This window comes from Streptomyces sp. NPDC017056 (assembly GCF_044332485.1).
Taxonomy (GTDB): domain Bacteria; phylum Actinomycetota; class Actinomycetes; order Streptomycetales; family Streptomycetaceae; genus Streptomyces.
The window spans coordinates 473,510-491,433 of the sequence record NZ_JBIRPD010000004.1 but is presented as its reverse complement, the minus strand read 5'-3'; the positions used below and the strand labels follow the sequence as shown (position 1 = coordinate 491,433).

18 protein-coding genes are annotated in these 17,924 nt (G+C 72.7%); 12 read left to right on the top strand and 6 right to left on the bottom strand.

Annotation, left to right across the window (positions count from 1 at the left end; genetic code table 11):
* The first annotated feature begins 92 nt into the window (after nt 1-92).
* Complete coding sequence (allB, locus tag ACH4OW_RS10625; RefSeq protein ID WP_398026596.1) at nt 93-1,442, top strand: allantoinase AllB; 1,350 nt, start codon at nt 93-95, stop codon at nt 1,440-1,442.
* Nucleotides 1,443-1,453: 11 nt separating this feature from the next.
* Here the strand turns inward: allB and ACH4OW_RS10620 are convergent, their stop codons facing one another.
* Complete coding sequence (locus ACH4OW_RS10620; protein ID WP_398026594.1) at nt 1,454-2,881, bottom strand: inositol monophosphatase family protein; 1,428 nt, start codon at nt 2,879-2,881, stop codon at nt 1,454-1,456.
* Between the two features lie 58 nt (nt 2,882-2,939).
* On the opposite strand from ACH4OW_RS10620, the gene ACH4OW_RS10615 reads away from it, so the two are divergent.
* Nucleotides 2,940-3,647, top strand: coding sequence for an RraA family protein (locus ACH4OW_RS10615; protein ID WP_360140518.1), 708 nt, complete (start codon nt 2,940-2,942; stop codon nt 3,645-3,647).
* A gap of 42 nt (nt 3,648-3,689) precedes the next feature.
* Here the strand turns inward: ACH4OW_RS10615 and ACH4OW_RS10610 are convergent, their stop codons facing one another.
* The 5 genes from ACH4OW_RS10610 to ACH4OW_RS10590 all read right to left on the bottom strand — a co-directional run bounded on the left by ACH4OW_RS10610 (nt 3,690) and on the right by ACH4OW_RS10590 (nt 7,800).
* Complete coding sequence (locus ACH4OW_RS10610) at nt 3,690-4,154, bottom strand: hypothetical protein (RefSeq protein WP_398026592.1); 465 nt, start codon at nt 4,152-4,154, stop codon at nt 3,690-3,692.
* Between the two features lie 101 nt (nt 4,155-4,255).
* Nucleotides 4,256-4,933 carry a transcriptional regulator gene (locus tag ACH4OW_RS10605; RefSeq protein WP_398026590.1) on the bottom strand — a complete coding sequence of 226 codons (678 nt, stop codon included), beginning with the start codon at nt 4,931-4,933 and terminating at the stop codon, nt 4,256-4,258.
* Nucleotides 4,934-4,935: 2 nt separating this feature from the next.
* A complete protein-coding gene (locus ACH4OW_RS10600) occupies nt 4,936-6,849 on the bottom strand; it encodes a beta-N-acetylglucosaminidase domain-containing protein (RefSeq protein WP_398026588.1) in 1,914 nt (637 codons plus the stop codon).
* 142 nt (nt 6,850-6,991) lie between these two features.
* The gene (locus ACH4OW_RS10595) at nt 6,992-7,150 is read right to left on the bottom strand and encodes a DUF6126 family protein (RefSeq protein WP_360140530.1); all 159 of its coding nucleotides are present in this window, start codon (nt 7,148-7,150) and stop codon (nt 6,992-6,994) included.
* A 20-nt stretch (nt 7,151-7,170) separates the two neighbouring features.
* On the bottom strand, nt 7,171-7,800 hold the full coding sequence (locus ACH4OW_RS10590; protein ID WP_360140533.1) for an XRE family transcriptional regulator: 630 nt from the start codon (nt 7,798-7,800) through the stop codon (nt 7,171-7,173).
* Nucleotides 7,801-7,970: 170 nt separating this feature from the next.
* On the opposite strand from ACH4OW_RS10590, the gene ACH4OW_RS10585 reads away from it, so the two are divergent.
* The 10 genes from ACH4OW_RS10585 to ACH4OW_RS10540 all read left to right on the top strand — a co-directional run bounded on the left by ACH4OW_RS10585 (nt 7,971) and on the right by ACH4OW_RS10540 (nt 17,866).
* Entirely contained in the window at nt 7,971-8,414 is a 444-nt protein-coding gene (locus ACH4OW_RS10585) for a ribonuclease domain-containing protein (RefSeq protein WP_398026585.1), read from the top strand.
* A 262-nt stretch (nt 8,415-8,676) separates the two neighbouring features.
* Nucleotides 8,677-9,342 carry a bifunctional 4-hydroxy-2-oxoglutarate aldolase/2-dehydro-3-deoxy-phosphogluconate aldolase gene (locus ACH4OW_RS10580; protein WP_360140619.1) on the top strand — a complete coding sequence of 222 codons (666 nt, stop codon included), beginning with the start codon at nt 8,677-8,679 and terminating at the stop codon, nt 9,340-9,342.
* Nucleotides 9,343-9,477: 135 nt separating this feature from the next.
* On the top strand, nt 9,478-10,677 hold the full coding sequence (locus ACH4OW_RS10575; RefSeq protein WP_360140622.1) for a cytochrome P450: 1,200 nt from the start codon (nt 9,478-9,480) through the stop codon (nt 10,675-10,677).
* 180 nt (nt 10,678-10,857) lie between these two features.
* Nucleotides 10,858-11,577 (top strand): GntR family transcriptional regulator, encoded by a 720-nt coding sequence (locus ACH4OW_RS10570; protein ID WP_360140676.1) that lies wholly within the window; start codon nt 10,858-10,860, stop codon nt 11,575-11,577.
* A 122-nt stretch (nt 11,578-11,699) separates the two neighbouring features.
* Nucleotides 11,700-12,749 carry a sugar ABC transporter substrate-binding protein gene (locus ACH4OW_RS10565; RefSeq protein WP_398026582.1) on the top strand — a complete coding sequence of 350 codons (1,050 nt, stop codon included), beginning with the start codon at nt 11,700-11,702 and terminating at the stop codon, nt 12,747-12,749.
* Nucleotides 12,750-12,873: 124 nt separating this feature from the next.
* A complete protein-coding gene (locus ACH4OW_RS10560; protein WP_398026580.1) occupies nt 12,874-13,887 on the top strand; it encodes a sugar ABC transporter substrate-binding protein in 1,014 nt (337 codons plus the stop codon).
* Nucleotides 13,884-14,954, top strand: a complete 1,071-nt coding sequence (locus ACH4OW_RS10555; RefSeq protein ID WP_398026578.1) for an ABC transporter permease — start codon at nt 13,884-13,886, stop codon at nt 14,952-14,954. Before ACH4OW_RS10560 ends, ACH4OW_RS10555 begins: the two co-directional genes overlap by 4 nt.
* The gene (locus ACH4OW_RS10550) at nt 14,951-15,823 is read left to right on the top strand and encodes an ATP-binding cassette domain-containing protein (protein WP_398026576.1); all 873 of its coding nucleotides are present in this window, start codon (nt 14,951-14,953) and stop codon (nt 15,821-15,823) included. The genes ACH4OW_RS10555 and ACH4OW_RS10550 overlap by 4 nt, the downstream gene beginning before the upstream one ends.
* 277 nt (nt 15,824-16,100) lie before the next feature.
* Entirely contained in the window at nt 16,101-17,222 is a 1,122-nt protein-coding gene (locus ACH4OW_RS10545) for an ROK family glucokinase (RefSeq protein ID WP_398026574.1), read from the top strand.
* On the top strand, nt 17,219-17,866 hold the full coding sequence (locus ACH4OW_RS10540; RefSeq protein WP_398026572.1) for a hypothetical protein: 648 nt from the start codon (nt 17,219-17,221) through the stop codon (nt 17,864-17,866). Before ACH4OW_RS10545 ends, ACH4OW_RS10540 begins: the two co-directional genes overlap by 4 nt.
* Nucleotides 17,867-17,924: the final 58 nt, after the last annotated feature.

The following is a 17,924-nucleotide window of genomic DNA, read 5'->3' as shown; positions in this document are numbered from 1 at the left end:
ACGGGCTCGCGCCTCCGAGTGAAGACTCCTTCAACAGAACGTTGAATTCCGTGGTGCGGAACATCACGGCAATCCCACGAGGAGGGGACCGGGTGTCCGAGACCGAACTGGTGCTGCGCTCCACACGCGTCGTCACCCCGCAGGGGACGCGCGCGGCGACCGTCACCGTCCGGGACGGGAAGATCGCGGCGGTGCTCCCGCACGACGCCCCGGTACCGGCCGGGGCCCGGGTCGAGGACTTCGGCGACGACGTCCTGCTGCCCGGCCTCGTCGACACCCACGTCCACGTGAACGACCCCGGCCGCACCGAGTGGGAGGGCTTCTGGACCGCCACCCGCGCCGCCGCGGCCGGCGGTATCACCACCCTCGTCGACATGCCCCTCAACAGCCTGCCGCCCACCACCACCGAGGCGAACCTGCACACCAAGCGCGAGGTCGCCCGCTCCAAGGCGCACATCGACGTCGGCTTCTGGGGCGGCGCCGTGCCCGGCAACGTCAAGGAACTGCGCCCCCTGCACGACGCCGGAGTGTTCGGCTTCAAGTGCTTCCTGTCCCCGTCCGGCGTCGACGAGTTCCCGCAGCTGGACCGGGAGCAGCTGGCCGCCGCGCTGGGCGAGATCGCCGGCTTCGGCGGACTGCTGATCGTGCACGCCGAGGACTCGGACCACCTGGCCGCCGCGCCGCAGCCGCACGGCCCCAAGTACGCCGACTTCCTCGCCTCCCGCCCCCGCGCCTCGGAGAACGACGCCATAGCCGGGCTGATCGCGCTCGCCCGGCGGCTCGACGCGCGGGTGCACGTCCTGCACCTCTCCTCCTCCGACGCGCTGCCGCTGATCGCCGCCGCCAAGGACGAGGGCGTACGGATCACCGTCGAGACCTGCCCGCACTTCCTCACCCTGACCGCGGAGGAGATCCCGGACGGCGCCACCGAGTTCAAGTGCTGCCCGCCGATCCGCGAGGCGGCCAACCAGGACGCGCTGTGGCGGGGACTGGCCGACGGCACGATCGACTGCGTCGTCTCCGACCACTCGCCGTCCACCGCCGACCTCAAGACCCCGGACTTCGGCGACGCCTGGGGCGGCATCTCCTCCCTCCAGCTCGGCCTGCCCGCGATCTGGACCGCGGCGCGCGAGCGCGGCCACACGCTGGACGACGTCGCCCGCTGGATGGCGACCGCGCCGGCCGCCCTCGTCGGCCTGCGCCACAAGGGCGCCGTCGAGCCGGGCCGGGACGCCGACTTCGCGGTGCTCGACCCCGAGGCGGCGTTCACCGTCGACCCGGCCGGGCTCCAGCACCGCAACAAGATCACGGCGTACGCGGGACGGACGCTGCACGGCGTCGTACGGTCCACCTGGCTGCGCGGTCGGCGGATCAACGACGGCGGCGCGCTGTCCGAGCCGTCCGGCCGGCTGCTGGACCGGCCGGGCCCGCAGGGCGCCTGACCCGGCTGCCTTTACGGCCGCCAGCCGGTGGCCGCCGCCCACGGCTCCGCGACCTCCACGATCAGGTCGACCACCGGGTCCTTCACCTCCGCGTAGCTGCCCATGTCCGCCGTGCGGTGCGCCAGTTCGCGCTTGAAGCGGGCGTAGGCGGGCACCGCTTCGGGATGCGCGCGGAACCAGTCGCGGAACAGCAGCGCCAGCCGCTCGTTGGGCGATCCGGCCCGCCGGACGTGGAGGTTGACGTCCGGCCCCGGGCCGCCGCGCCGCGACCACATCCGCTTGGCCCAGCGGGCCGGGTCGTCGTCCCGGCCCGCCGGTACGTGGTCCGCCTCGTACGGCGAGCGTACGAACCCCCGGGCCGCCAGCGGCGCGTCGAAGGCGTCGGCCGCCGCCTCCAGGTCCGCGACGCTCACCTGGAGGTCGAAGACCGGCTTGGCGGCCATACCGGGCACGGACGTACTCCCGATGTGCTCGACGCGCCCGGCCGCCGGGGCGAGCGCGGCCAGCAACTCCGCGCACAGCGCCGCCCCGCCGGCCGCCCAGTCCGGATGCGGGTCCGCCAGAACCGCCCGGGCGTCGTGGCCCTCCCCGGAAGCGGCCACGATCTCCAGGAACTCGTCGTGCAGCGCCCCGTTCGTGATCAGCACCGAACCGTCCCCCTCCAGGACGGGCGCCCCGGTCAGGTCCGTGACCCGGCCGCCGCCCTCCGCGACGATCACGGGAAGCGGGGCGAGGCCCCCGTACCCCAGAGCGGGGCCCGCGACCACCAGGGCGTCCGCCCGCCCGGCGAGCACGTCCAGCACGCCGCCACCGGCGGGGACGAGGAACACCCGCCGGTGCAGCGCCGTCAGCAGGGTCTCCGGCCACTCCGCCATGTTGCGCGCCTGTGTCCTGGCCCCGCTCAGCTCGGTCCGGCAGCCGGCGCGCAGCCGCCCGTGGCCGGTCCGCAGCGCCTCCAGCGGGTCCGGGTCCTCGCCGAGCAGCAGCCGGCAGCCGATTCCGCGCCCGGCCGCCACCAGTTGCCGGCTCATCGGGAGGTTCACGATGCCGACGGCGGGCCCGTACGCGTCCTCGTAGGCCACGTTGCAGGAGAACGTCGGCATCCGGTCGGCGAACTCCCGGGCGCCGTCGACCGGACCGATCACCCAGCGCCGCCCGGAGGTCCCAGCCCGCTGCCCGGCCCCCTCGCCGGACACCGCGTCCTCGCCGAACAACACCGCGTCCTCGGGGAACGCCGCGGCCAACTCGCTTCGTACGAAGCTCTCCACGGCGCTCACGGCGGAGGCCACCTCGGTGCCGTCCGGCTTGCGCGCGGCCGGCCGGTCGCCGTGGAACGCCTCGGCGCTCAGCCGGCCGGCGCGTAGGGCCAGGCGGACGGCGAAGGTGAACAACTCCCTTGAGACGGGCGGGACGGACGGGGCTCCGGTGGTGTGATCCATGGCCCGAGCCTAACCAGAAGCCGGTACGGGCCGGAGGTGGCGGCGCTACCGTCGACGCATGGAACACGAAGAGCTGCGACGGCGGTTCGCGGCGCTGACCACGGCCCACCTCGCGGACGCGTGCCTGCGCGCGGGGACCCCGGTGCGCTGCGCGCCACCGCCGCTGCGCCCCCTGGAACCGGGCAGCCGGCTGGCCGGCCGGGTGCTGCCCGCCCGGCACGCGGGCAGCGTCGACGTCTTCTTCGAAGCGTTCGAGGACGCCGCGCCCGGCGATGTGCTGGTGGCCGACAACGCGGGACGGACCGACGAGAGCTGCGTCGGCGACCTCGTCGCCCTGGAGGCCGCGGCCGCCGGGCTCGGCGGCATCGTCGTCTGGGGCCTGCACCGCGACACGGCCGACCTGCGCGAGATCGGGCTGCCGGTGTTCAGCCTGGGCGCGACACCGACCGGCCCCCGGCGCCTGGACGCCCGGCCCGACGGCGCGCTGGACAGCGCGACGGTGGGGGAGTGGACGGTGCGCCGTACGGACCTGGCCCTGGGCGACGACGACGGGGTGCTCTTCCTGCCGGCGGCCGGCGCCGGTGACCTCTTCGCGCTCGCGGAATCGATCCGCGACACCGAGCGCCGCCAGGCCGACCGGGTCAGGGCCGGCATTCCCCTGCGCCGCCAGCTGGGATTCCCCGCCTACCTGGAGCAGCGCCGGCGGAACCCGGCGCTGACATTCCGCGAGCACCTGCGGGCCGTGGGCGGGGCCGTGGAGGAATAGCGGCCCCGCAATCCGGCCGGCGGCCCCGCGCCGGACCGCGTGTTAGTTCTTCGGACACAGATGGGTGTGCACCGCGGCCAGAATCTTCTCCGCCTGCGCCGCGTTGAATTGCGTCGCGCCGGAGAAACGCTGCCGGGTCTGGTCCACCTGCTTCGCGTGGTCCTTCGGGAAGGAGTGGATCGTGCCGCAGGTGCTTCTGCCGCGGCTCACCGCCCGTTCCGGCTTCTCGCTCACGATGTCCGGGGAAATGGCGTTCAGGGCGGCTATGTAACGTGCCTGCGTCGTGGCGTCCGGCTTCGGCGGAATGCCCTGCCGCGCCTCGGCGTCGGCGATCGCCTTGGCGGGCGGTGCCTCGGCCGAGGCACCGGCCGTCGGCGCCGAGGAGGCCGCGCCGGGCTCCTGTTTGGTTCCGCCGCCGCACGCGGTGAGGCCCGCGGCGGCGGCGAGGGCGGCAGACAAGGCGATGGCGGTGCGGTGGTTCACGATGCTCCCCTGACCAGTGGACATGAGCGGCCATTCTGGCAGCAAGGAGACCCGTTGCAGAGGGAATTGGAGAAAGGAATTCCCCTTTCCGCGAACCGGCGGCCCGGCCTCATACCGAACGGTTATTACGCTATCGCCTTCCAGAACATCAGCTCGTACGCCTGGAGGAGCCGGCCGTAACGCCGGGCGAGGCCGGGCGTCACCCGTCCGGCGCCGAGGCCGTGCCGGACGGCTTCGCGGGCCAGGCCCGCGACCTCCCCGGCGGGCTCGGCGAAGAAGTCGAAGAACGCGCACGCCTGATCGGCGAATCCGTAGCGGGTACGCAGCGCGTGCGCGACGGTGGCGCAGTAGCCGCCCCAGGCCGCGAAGTTGGCGGCCAGGGCGATCACCACGTCGGCGGGCTCCGCCTCCAGCGCCAGCCGCGCCACGTACGAGGGGTACGCCTGGCACCCGGGCCGCGGCTCGTACTCCCGCACGGCCGCCTCGTCCAGCCCGCAGGCCGCCGAGAGCCCGCCCAGCGCGTCGAGCGCCTGCGTCTCCCCCTCCACCAGCGCCGCGAAGAAGGCCCGCACCGGCGGCTCCCCGTCGGCGCGCCGTGCCAGGTGCCGGAAGCTGTGCCGGTCGGCGGCGATGATCTGGTGCTGCTCCAGGGCGAGCACGGTGAACACCCCGCGCGGCGCCTCGCCCGCGGCGATCCGCGCCACGAGGGGGTTGTCCGCCGCCCCGGGCGCCAACTCCCGTACGGCCTCTTCCAGGAGAGCCGCGGGGGTGTGCGCGCCCGGCGCGTCGTTCTCGCGAGCCATGGTCAGGACCTCCCGGCGGTGCGGTCGTACTCGGCGATCGCGTCGTCGACGAAGGTGTCCACGACGCCGTTCGCCACCAGTACCGGTACCCGTTTTCCGGCCATGTCGACATAGACGTGCGATGTCGCCGCCTTGACCAGGGCCGGGAGCTGCTGACGCAGGTGCCGTGCGGTCTCCTCGTCGCCCGCGCGGGCCGCCCGCACCATCCGCAGCGCCGTGCGCGCGGTACGGCCCCACGCGGCGGTCGCGTCCAACCACGGCCCGCTGTCGGCGACGAAGCCGCGGTCCGGGAGGGCGGCGCGCAGCACGTCAGGGGCTCCGGCGAGCGCGCGGAGCGCCGCGTCCAAGCGGTCCGTGTCGCCGTCGTCCCGGAAGCGCTCGATCGCGGCGGCGAGTTCCGGTGACTGCCGCGGGTTCAGGGCGGAGCCGTAGTGGGCGTCGGCGAAGGCGCGCAGGGCCCGTTCGGTGCGCGGGGCGCCGCCGGACAGTTCCCTGAGCGCCGCCGCCCAGGAGGCGCGGGGGTCGTAGGCGCGGTCGTTCCAGGCGTAGTCGGCGACCGTGAACAGGGCGATCTTGGAGGCGGCGGGCTGGATCATCGGGTTGGCGGTGATCCCCGCCAGCCCGCCCGGCAGCCCCTTCTCCCGGCCGTTGAACGGGCCGAGCAGCAGCCGGCTGGTCACGTAGTCGTTGACCGGGTAGTTGTCCCAGGTCAGGATCGGGTGGCCGAAGACCCGCCGGGCCGTCTGCGCCTGGGCGGCGGTCATGACCGGCGCGACGACACCGACGCCGGTCCACTCCACGAGCACGTCCGGGTCCAGCCGCGTCGCCAGCGCCGCCTTGTAGGGCGTCTGCCGTACGTCGTAGTACTCGGTCGGCACCATCTGGAGCCGCTGCGCGCCCTCGCCCCGGTGCGTGGCGATGAACTCCCGGTTCACGCGGTTCAGGAGGTGCGCCTGAGCCATACCGGCGGCACCCCCGCCGGTGCCGAAGCGCTCCTTGTCCGCCGCACAGTTCCAGTCCGTATAGCTGATGTCGTCCAGCGGCACCGCGAAGGTCCGTACGCCGATGTCCCACAGCGCCTGGAACTTGCCGGTCAGAGCCTTGAGGTCGGCGTCCGAGCCGTAACAGACGGACAGGCCGGGGGAGAGCGCGTAACTGAACTCCACGTGCCGGGCCCGCGCCCGGTCCACCAGCTCCTTGAGCTGTGCCAGCCGGTCCGCCGGGTAAGGCGAGCGCCACTTCTCGCGCAGGTACGGGTCGTCCTTCGGCGAGTACACGTAGGTGTTCATCTTGTGCGCGCCGTAGAAGTCGAGCTGGTCCAGGCGCGCCGCGTGGGACCAGGGGGTGCCGTAGAAGCCCTCGATGACGCCGCGCAGCGGGGTGGCGGGCCAGTCGCGTACGGCGGTGCCGCGGACCTGGGCGCCGGGGCGGTCGCGGTGCGGGAGGAGCTGGCGCAGGGACTGGGCGGCGTAGTACGTGCCGGTGGCGTCCGCGCCGGCCAGGGCGATCCGGCCGCCGCCGACGGCGAGCGCGTACCCCTCGGCGGGCAGCCCGGCGCTGCCTTTCTCGCCCAGGTCGGACAGGGCCCGCTCGGCGCCCGCGCCGTCCACGTACACGGTCAGCCCCGGGCCGCCGGGCGCCCGCCGGTCCCGTACGACCCGCTCGGCGCCCGCCCGTCTCAGCGCGTGCTCGACGACCTCCAGCGCAGGTCCGTCGGCGTTCGGACCGGCCACGACGGTGACGGTCGGTGTGATCGTGACGCGGCCGCCGAGGCCGCGCACGTGCTGCGGCGCCGGAGTGATGGCGGGCCCGGCCTGCGGCCGGTCGCGGGCGCCCGCGGGCCCGGGTACGGTCAGCGGGGCGACGGCCAGGGACAGGACGAGGGCGGTGGCGGCCGCCGTGCGCGTACGGTGCATCCTTCGGTCCTCCTCGGTACGGCGAGGTGCGCGGAACTCCCGTGGTGCGTGCGCGACGAGCGACAGCAGGGTTCACCCGGCGGGGCCGGAGGGCAATGGACTTTTGCGCCGGGTGGGCCGCCGTTCCGGTGGCAGCGCCCCCTCAGCGGTTCTTCGCGATGATGAAGATGATGCTCATGAAGGCCAGCAGGACGTGGGTGGCCACGACGTATATGAAGACGCGCACGTAGACGCCCCGCGGGGGCTTGTTCTCCACATACCTGCGCGCGGGCGCGGTCTCGGGGGTCGGTTCGTCGGACATGGCAGGGGTTCCTTCCTCGGTCACAGGCCGCGGCGTGGTGCGTTGTCGCCGAGGCACAGCTCGGCCGCGCCGCTCTGGAGCAGGGTGTGCACGAACAGCAGCTCCGTGCCGCCGCGCGAGGCGGCCGCGATGCGGTGCGGGGTCAGCGAGTCGAAGTGAGCCGCGTCACCCGGGTCCAGTACGTGTGCCGTCTCGCCCAGCGTGAGCCGCAGCCGGCCCTTGAGGACGTACAGCCACTCCTCGCCGGCGTGCACCCGTACCAGGTCGCCCTGCGCGCGCTGCGGCACGTGCACCCGCAGCGCCTGCATGGCCCGCCCGGCGCCGCCCAGGGTCCGGTACGTCCAGCCGCCCGCCTCGGACGGCTCGGCGCGGCCCGCCCGGACGATCGGGTCCCGTTCGGGCGCCGTCTCGCCGAGGAGGTCGGATACCGTTGTTCCGTACATGCGCGCGAGGGCCAGCAGCATCGGCAGCGACGGCTGGCGCTGGTTGGTCTCCAGCCGGGACAGGTGCGCGGGCGACAGCCCCACCCGCCGGGCGGCCAGCTCCAGGGTGAGGCCGGTGCGCCGCCGCAGCTCGCGCAGCCGGGGCGCGACGGAGGGCAGTTCGTCGGGCAGCTCGTCCGAGGGCGGCTCGGCGGCGGTGTCGCTCATGTACCCGGTATAGCCAGGTTTCGCCTCTCGGGCAAAAGTTTTGCCCCACAGGCAAAAAGCCCTCACCGGGGCATTCCGATCGTTCAGGCGCCCGCCGCCCGGTGAACTCCCGGGAAACATCCGCCCCTTGGCATTGACAGGTACCTGTCTACGCGCGTCATGCTGTGTCCATGAAGATCCCCCCACGCATCACCCGTTTCGGCGCCGCCGGCGCCCTCGCCGCGGCCCTCCTCGCCGGCGGGCCCGCCCTCGCCGCCACACCCGCAGCGACGGCCGCCGCCCCCGTGGCGCACCCGGCCACCGCACGCCTCGCCGCGCACGTCGCCGCGGTCGGCGACATCTGCTACTCCAAGCTCCCCTCGCAGGCCCACGACACCCTGGACCTGATCGCCAAGGGCGGCCCCTTCCCGTACCCGAAGGACGGCACGGTCTTCAGCAACCGGGAAGGCATCCTCCCTGCTCAGGGCAGTGGTTACTACCACGAGTACACCGTCAGGACGCCGGGCTCCCCGGACCGCGGGGCCCGGCGCATCGTGACCGGTGAGAAGAAGGACGAGGACTACTACACCGCCGACCACTACAAGTCGTTCGACCTGGTCGACCGGGGCTGCTGAAGCGGCACGGAGGACCGGACGGCGGAGGCCGGGGCGGCGCCCCGGCCTCCGCCGCTGCTTTGGCGCACCCCCGCGGCAGAATTGTCGGTGGTCCCCGGTAGCGTTTCGGTAGAAACGACGAATGGGCGGGCAACGGTGGCAAAGGGACCAGGAGGTGGTCACCTGCTGCGCGGCACGGCCCAGGAGGCGCCGTGTGCCCGGCTGTTCCGCGGGAGTACGGCGACGGGTTTGGCGATTGAGACAAGGAAGGCGGCGAACTGCCGTGTACCGCTGGGAGATCACCCGGGCCGCTCTGGCGCAGCGTGTTTTCGCCATCGTCCGCAGTGAGACCTACGACGAGGCCAGCGCCACCGCGGACACCCTGCTGTCCGCCGGGATCACCAGCCTGGAGATCTCCCTGACCACGCCGTTCGCGCTGGAAGCCGTCACCACCCTCAGCCGCGAGCTGGGCGACGACGCCGTCATCGGCGCGGGCACCGTCCTGGACGCCGTCTCCGCCCGGATGGCCGTGGACGCCGGCGCCCGCTTCCTGGTCTCCCCCAGCCTGGACGCCGAGGTCATCCGCACCGGCCACCGCTACGGCGTGCCCGTCTTCCCCGGCGTCGCCACACCCACCGAGATGGTCCGCGCCCTGGAGCTCGGCGCCGACGCGCTCAAGCTCTTCCCCGCCTCCGCCCACCACCCCGGCTGGCTCCGGGACGTCCGCGCCGCCCTGCCGCAGGCCCCCGTGCTGCCGACCGGCGGCGTGACGGTGGAGAGCGCGCCGGAGTGGATAGCCGCCGGCGCGGTGGCCGTGGGCATGGGATCGGCGCTCTCGGAGGGCGACCGCGAGACCGTCGCCAAGCGCGCCTCCGACCTGCTGGCCCGTCTGGCGGACGCCGCCCCGCCGCACCCGGCAGGCCCCGGGGCGGGCCTCTACGAGGTCTGAGGCCGCCCCGGGATACGGCAGGCGGAGCACTCCCCACGGAGGAGACACCGCCCCCGGCCTCCTCCGCGGGGCCGATGTCCCGCGCCCCCGGTGTACGTACGGTGACGGGAAACGTTACGAGGGGCGGACAGCACCATGGCGGAAATCATCGACCTGAGCGCGTACGGACCGGACTTCGTCGCCGACCCCCACCCGTACTACGCCAAATTACGAGCTCAGGGGCCGGTCCACCACGTCCGTATCCCCGACGGCCAGGAAGCGTGGCTCATCGTCGGGTACGAGGAGGCGCGGGCCGCGCTGGCCGACCCCCGCCTGGCCAAGGACTGGACCCGGGCCGGCATCACCCTCTCGGGCCCCGTGGAGCCCGACGAGTGGGAATTCATGAACATGCTCGACGCCGACCCGCCGCAGCACACCCGGCTGCGCAAGCTGGTCGCCAGGGAGTTCACCACCCGCCGCGTCGAAGCGCTGCGCCCACGCGTCCAAAAGATCACCGACGACCTGCTGGACGCCATGCTCGCCGCCCCCGACGGCCGCGCCGACCTCGTCGAGGCGCTCGCCTTCCCGCTGCCGATGACCGTCATCTGCGAACTGCTCGGCGTGCCCGACATCGACCGGGAAGCCTTCCGCGCCTGGTCCAACGAGCTGATCTCGCCGACCGGCGAGGAGGAAGCCGCGGCGGCCGCCCGGGACATGAGCGGGTACCTGGCCGGCCTGATCGAGGACAAGCGGCAGGCGCCGGGCGAGGACCTGCTGAGCGCCCTGGTGCGGACCAGCGACGAGGACGGCGACCAGCTGTCCCGGCAGGAACTGCTCGGCATGGCCTTCCTCCTCCTGGTCGCCGGCCACGAGACCACCGTCAACCTGATAGCCAACGGCGTCCGCGCGCTGCTCCGGCACCCCGCGCAACTGGCCGCCCTGCGCGCCGACGCCTCCCTCCTGGACAACGCCGTCGAGGAAATGCTGCGCTACGAGGGCCCGGTGGAGAACGCCACCTGGCGGTTCACCACCGAACCCGTCGAAATCGGCCGCACGGTCGTCCCGGCCGGCGCGTTCGTCCTCGTCGGACTGGCGGCGGCGGGCCGCGCCGCCGAACGCTTCACGGACCCCGACACCTTCGACATCACCCGCGAGACGCGCGGCCACATGGCCTTCGGCCACGGCATCCACTTCTGCCTCGGCGCCCCGCTGGCCCGTATGGAAGGCCGCATCGCGGTCCGCACCCTCCTGGACCGCTGCCCGGAACTCGCCCTGGACACCGGCGCCGACGCGCTGACCTGGCGTACGGGCATGCTGATGCGCGGCCCGCATCACCTGCCGGTGCGCTGGAAGTAGGCAGCCGGTGCGCGCCGCCGCGGCCGCAGCGGCGCGCCCGCAAGGCTCCGGGTGCCCGGGCGTGATTGTCCGGACAATGTGACCTCCGGACTTCCCGTCATCTGTTCGGCCGGATACCCTCGCGCCGTGGGCAAACGCGATACAGAGTCCAAGGGCGCCGAGAGCCCCGTGCAGTTCAGCGTGGACCGGAGCAGCCCGGTGCCGCTGTACTTCCAGCTGTCCCAGCAGCTGGAGGCCGCCATCGAGACCGGCAAGCTCGCTCCCGGCAGCCTGCTCGGCAACGAGATCGAGCTGGCGGGGCGCCTCGGGCTCTCCCGGCCGACCGTCCGCCAGGCCATCCAGTCGCTGGTCGACAAGGGGCTGCTGGTACGGCGCCGCGGCATCGGTACGCAGGTCGTCCACAGCCAGGTCAAGCGCCCGCTGGAGCTGAGCAGCCTCTACGACGACCTGGAGGCCGCCGGGCAGAAGCCGGCCACCCGCGTGCTGCTCAACACCACCACCGAGGCCACCGCCGAGGTCGCCGCCGCGCTCGGGATCGCGGAGGGCGCCGAGGTGGCGCTCGTCGAGCGGCTGCGGCTCACGCACGGTGAGCCCGTCGCCCACCTGCGCAACCACCTCCCCGCAGGGCTGCTCGCGCTCGGCACCGAGCAGCTTGAGGAGACCGGCCTGTACCGCCTGATGCGGGGGGCCGGGATCACGCTGCACAGTGCCCGCCAGGCTGTCGGTGCCCGTGCCGCCACGGTCGAGGAGGGGGAGCGGCTCGGTGAACCTGAGGGCGCTCCGCTGCTGACGATGCAGCGCACCACTTTCGACGACACCGGCCGCGCGGTGGAGTTCGGTTCGCACGTCTACCGGGCCTCGCGGTACGCCTTCGAGTTCCAGCTGCTCGTGCGGCCGTGAGGCCGCCGCGCCGACCCCGGTCGGGTCAGAATGTTCTGACAAAGTATTGACGGGGCTCGGCGCCCGCCGCTAGAACTCCTCCAGCCGCAGTCGGGCGGCGCGGGAGAGAGGGCGGCTCCACGATGCGTACCGTGCGCAAGACCCGTACCACCGAACGCCGTACCACCGAATGCCGTACGGCCGAACGCCGTGCCACCGGGGCCGTGGCGGCCGCCGTCGCCGTGCTCGCGCTCGCCGCGGGGTGCAGCGGCTCCGGCGGCAAGGGGGCCGAGGACAAGGCGGGGAGCCCCGGCGGCCGCCCGGTCGACACGCCCCGCCTGACCATCGGCATGGTCAGCCACTCCGGCGAGGGTGACACCTTCTGGGACATCGTGCAGAACGGCGCACAGCAGGCCGCCGACAAGGACAACGTGAAGTTCCTCTACGCCAACGCCAAGGAGGGCGGCCGGCAGGCCGAGCTGGTGCAGTCCTACCTGGACCAGAAGGTGGACGGGCTGATCGTCACCCTGGCCAAGCCGGAGGCGCTGGCGGCGGTCGTCCGCAAGGCCGTCGCGCAGGGCACGCCGGTGATCACCGTCAACTCCGGCGGCCGGTTCTCGGCCGCGTACGGCGCGCTGGCCCACATCGGCCAGGACGAGACCGTGGCGGGCCGTGCCGTCGGGGAGGAGCTGAACCGGCGCCACCTCAAGAAGGCCTTGTGTGTCATACACGAACAGGGCAACGTGTCCCTGGAAGACCGCTGCGCCGGGGTGCGCGCGACGTTCACCGGCCGGGTGGAGGACGTCAGCGTCGACGGCACCAATGCGCCGGCCTCGCAGTCCTCCGTGCAGGCCAGGCTCCAGTCGGACGCGGACGTCGACTCCGTCGTCACCCTCGGCGCGCCGATGGCCGCGATCGCCGGCAAGGCCCGCGACGAGGCCGGCAGCAAGGCCCGGATCGGTACCTTCGACCTGAATCCTTCGGTGGTCGGGCTCCTCAAGAAGAAGGACGTGGACTTCGCCGTCGACCAGCAGCCGTACCTCCAGGGGTACGAGGCGGTGGACCTCCTGTGGCTGTACAAGGTCAACGGCAACGTCCTCGGCGGCGGCAAACCGGTGCTGACCGGCCCGGCGATCGTCACCGCCAAGGATGTGCCGAAGCTGGAGGAGTACACCGGGCGCGGGACCCGATGACCCCACGCGGAACAGGCGTAACGGATACTTGGGCGGCCGGGACCGATCATTTTCGGCCCAAACCCGGCACAGCGCCCCAGGCGCACAGTGACAGCAACGACAGCAACGAGAAGGGCACGACCTCGTGGCAAGGGTTCGGACAGGGGTACGCGCGGTGACCGCGGTGCTGGCAGCGGTGCTCGCCGCGTCCCTGGCGGGGTGCAGCAGCACCGGCGGCAAGCGCGCCGAGGACGCGCGCGCCGCCCAGACCGCCGGCGGCAAGGCGGCCGTCAACACCCCGAGGTGGACCTTCGCGATGGTCACCCACTCGGGCGATGGCGACACCTTCTGGGACATCGTCCAGAGCGGCGCCAAGCAGGCCGCCGACAAGGACAACATCAAGTTCGTCTACGGGCACGACAAGGAAGCGCAGCGGCAGAGCCAGCTCGTGCAGTCCTACATCGATCAGAAGGTCGACGGGCTGATCGTCACCCTGGCCAAGCCCGACGCCATGAAGGACGTGGTCGCCAAGGCCGAGAAGGCCGGTATCCCGGTGATCACCGTCAACTCCGGCGCCGAGGTCTCCAAAGCGTACGGGGCGCTGACGCACGTCGGCCAGGACGAGACCATGGCCGGCGAGGCGGTCGGCGAGGAGATGAACGAGCGGGGCCGCAAGAAGGCGCTGTGCGTCCTGCACGAACAGGGCAACGTCGGCCACGAGCAGCGGTGCGACGGCGCGAAGAAGACCTTCAAGGGCGAGATGCAGAAGCTGTACGTGGAGGGCACCAACATGCCCGACGTCCAGTCCACCATCGAGGCCAAGCTCCAGTCGGACCGGGACATCGACTCGGTCGTCACCCTGGGCGCGCCCTTCGCGCCGACCGCCGTCAAGGCCAAGGAGCAGGCCGGCAGCGACGCCGAGGTCGACACGTTCGACCTGAACGCGAAGGTCGCCGACGGCCTCAAGGACGGCTCGCTCGGCTTCGCCGTCGACCAGCAGCCGTACCTCCAGGGCTATCAGGCCGTGGACCTGCTGTGGCTCTACAAGTACAACGCCGACGTCCTCGGCGGCGGCAAGCCGGTCTTCACCGGGCCGCAGGTGATCACCAAGAAGGACGCGGCGGCCCTGCAGGAGTACACGAAGCGGGGGACCCGATGAGCACCGCGGACACACCCGTGAAGGACAGCGGACCGCGCGGCGGCGCGGGTACCGACGAGCGGCTGGTGCACCGGTCGCTGGCGCGCCGCCTGATGAGCCGCCCCGAGCTGGGCGCGGTGGTCGGCGCCGCGGCGGTCTTCCTCTTCTTCTCCTTCGCCGCCGACACGTTCCTGCGCGCGTCCAGCCTCTCGACCGTGCTGTACGCGTCGTCGACGATCGGCATCATGGCGGTGCCGGTGGCGCTGCTGATGATCGGCGGCGAGTTCGACCTGTCGGCCGGTGTCATGGTCGTCAGCTCGGCGCTCGTCTCGTCGATGTTCAGCTACCAGATGACCGCGAACGTCTGGGTGGGCGTCGGGGTGTCCTTGCTGGTCACCCTGGCCATCGGGGTCTTCAACGGCTTTCTGCTGACCCGGACGAAGCTGCCCAGCTTCATCATCACGCTGGGCACGTTCTTCATGCTGACCGGCCTGAACCTCGGCTTCACCAAGCTGATCAGCGGCACAGTCTCGACGAAGTCCATCGCCGACATGGAGGGCTTCGACTCGGCCCGGGCGCTCTTCGCGTCGCACCTGAGCGTCGGCGGCGTGGACATCCAGGTCACGATCCTGTGGTGGATCGGCCTGGTCGCGCTCGCCACCTGGATCCTGCTGCGCACCCGCGTCGGCAACTGGATCTTCGCGGTGGGCGGCGGCGCGGACGCCGCGCGCGCCGTCGGCGTGCCGGTCACCAAGACGCGGATCGGCCTGTACATGGGCGTCGCGCTGGCGGCCTGGATCTCCGGGCAGCACCTGCTGTTCTCGTACGACGCGATCCAGTCCGGCGACGGCGTCGGCAACGAGTTCCTCTACATCATCGCGGCCGCGGTCGGCGGCTGCCTGATGACCGGCGGTTACGGCTCGGCGATCGGCGCGGCCGTCGGCGCCTTCATCTTCGGGATGGCCAGCAAGGGCATCGTCTACGCCCAGTGGAACCCGGACTGGTACAAGTTCTTCCTCGGGGCGATGCTGCTGCTGGCCACGCTCCTGAACGCATGGGTCCGCAAGCGCGCGGAGGCGACGAAATGAGCAACCCGGACAGGCCGGAGAGCACGGCGGGCGCCGGGGGCGCGGACGCGCCGGAGGCCGTACCGCCCCTCGTCGAGCTGACGGACGTCAGCAAGTTCTACGGCAACATCAAGGCCCTCGAAGGCGTCTCGCTGGAGGTGCACGCGGGGGAGATCACCTGTGTGCTCGGTGACAACGGCGCGGGCAAGTCCACCCTCATCAAGATCATCGCGGGGCTGCACCAGCACGACGCGGGCCGCTTCGCGATCGAGGGCGAACAGACCCGGCTGTCCTCCCCGCGCGAGGCGCTGGACCGCGGCATCGCCACCGTCTACCAGGACCTGGCCGTCGTCCCCCTGATGCCGGTCTGGCGCAATTTCTTCCTCGGCTCCGAGCCCACCAAGGGCGCCGGTCCCTTCAAGCGCCTCGACGTGCGGCTGATGCGCGAGACCACCCGGGCGGAGCTGCTGCGCATGGGCATCGACCTGCGCGACGTGGACCAGCCCATCGGGACGCTCTCGGGCGGCGAGCGGCAGTGCGTGGCCATCGCCCGCGCCGTGTACTTCGGCGCGAAGGTGCTGGTCCTGGACGAGCCGACGGCGGCGCTCGGCGTCAAGCAGTCCGGCGTCGTCCTGAAGTACGTGGCGGCCGCGCGGGACGCCGGCCTCGGCGTGGTGTTGATCACCCACAACCCGCACCACGCCTACCTCGTGGGCAACCGTTTCGTCCTCCTCAAGCGCGGCACGATGGCCGGCAGCCACACCAGGTCCGAGATCGCCCTGGACGAGCTGACGCGCCAGATGGCGGGCGGCAGCGAGCTGGAACAGCTCAGCCACGAGCTGGCCCGCGCGCCCGAACCCGGCCACCTCGGCGGCCACCCGACGCACTGAGCGGGCCGGTGGCGCGGGTTCCGGCGGGCCCGCGCCGCCATGCGCCGCCCACCGCGGGTAGGGCACAATCGCACCGGACCGTGCACGTCACCGCCGCCGGCACGGCTCACGCACTCCGGGGCCCGGCCCCGGGGACGCGCCCGTACGCGTACGACACCGGACGGGCACGACACCGGACCACGCACGCCCGAGGCCCCGGCCTCCCGACACCCGCAGGGACGAGACGACTCTTGCGAGCACGCAGCCGCCGCCACCACAACGGCGAAGAGGTGGGTCGATGAGCACGTACCGGGACCGGGTGCACCGAGGATCGGCCAGAGCGACCGTGCTGCGCACGGTGGGCACCCGCGAGCGGCGTTCCCACCTGAGCGCGCCCCGCGTGCCGACCGTCGGCATCGACATCGGCGGCACGAAGGTGATGGCCGGCGTCGTCGACGCGGACGGCACGATCCTGGAGAGGGTCCGCACCGAGACGCCCGACAAGTCCAAGAGCCCCAAGGTCGTCGAGGACGTCATCACCGAACTGGTGCTGGACCTCTCCGACCGGCACGACGTGCACGCGGTGGGCATCGGCGCCGCCGGCTGGGTCGACGCCGAGCGCAGCACCGTGCTGTTCGCCCCCCACCTGAACTGGCGCAACGAGCCGCTGCGCGACCGCCTGGCGGGCCGCCTCGCGGTGCCTGTCATGGTCGACAACGACGCCAACACGGCCGCCTGGGCCGAGTGGCGCTTCGGCGCGGGCCGCGGCGAGGACCACCTCGTCATGATCACGCTGGGCACCGGCATCGGCGGCGCGATCCTGGAGGACGGCGCGGTCAAGCGCGGCAAGTACGGGGTGGCCGGCGAGTTCGGCCACATGCAGGTGGTGCCGGCCGGGCACCGCTGCCCGTGCGGCAACCGCGGCTGCTGGGAGCAGTACAGCTCCGGCAACGCGCTGGTCCGCGAGGCGCGCGAGCTGGCCGCCGCCGACTCCCCGGTCGCGTACAACATCATCGACCGGGTCGGCGGGCGCGTCACCGACATCACCGGGCCGCTCATCACCGAGCTGGCCCGCGAGGGCGACGCGATGTGCGTCGAGCTGCTCCAGGACATCGGCCAGTGGCTGGGCGTCGGCATCGCCAACCTGGCCGCCGCGCTGGACCCGTCCTGCTTCGTGATCGGCGGTGGCGTCAGCGCCGCCGACGACCTGCTCATCGGCCCGGCCAGGGACGCCTTCCGGCGGACCCTGACCGGCCGCGGCTACCGCCCCGAGGCCCGTATCGCCAAGGCGCAGCTGGGCCCCGAGGCGGGCATGGTGGGCGCGGCCGACCTGGCGCGCCTGGTCGCCCGCCGCTTCCGGCGCGCCAACCGGCGGCGCGTGGAGCGCTACGAGCGCTACGAACGGTCGGGCCGCCGATGACGGAGCAGGTCAAGCCGGCCATGACCGAGGAACGCGAGCCGGAGCCGGCCGCCGAGCGCGGGGACGGGCCCGGCGGGCCGCCGGAAGAGCCGGAGGCGGAACGTTCCGGGGGGCCGGCGTCCCGCCCGGGGCGGCGGCGCCGCTGGCTCACCGCGGTGGTCGTATGCCTGCTGATCGCGATCCCGGCGGGCTACATCGTCATCTCCGCCGAGCAGAGCCGGGACAGCGGCCAGAGCAAGGAGGAGGAAGCGGCCTCCACCGGCCTGTACAACGACTTCCCCTCCAAGGTGCAGCAGCGCATCTACAACGTCCGTATTCCGGCCGGTTCCACGCCGGTCTACTACTACGAGGCCAACGGCTGGCACCGCAGCTCTCTGTACGTACAGTTCCGTACGAACGACTGGGGCCTGGACCACTACCTCCGCTGGGCGGGCACCAGCCGCGACGCCCTCAAGGACGGCGAGATCACCATCACCGGGGCGCAGGCGGCGAAGGTCGGCTGGGACCTGGCCGCCGGCGGGCAGTGGGCCGGCACCTCGGTGAAGGCCGGGGACCCGCACCCCAGCCAGAACATCAGCGTGAACTTCGACGAGCCCGGACACCCGGTCGTCTACGTTGTCTCGACGGTCGCCTTCAAGCGCTGAGCCCCCGCCCGGCACCCCGCACCCACGAAGCCCCGCCGGAACGCTCCGGCGGGGCTTC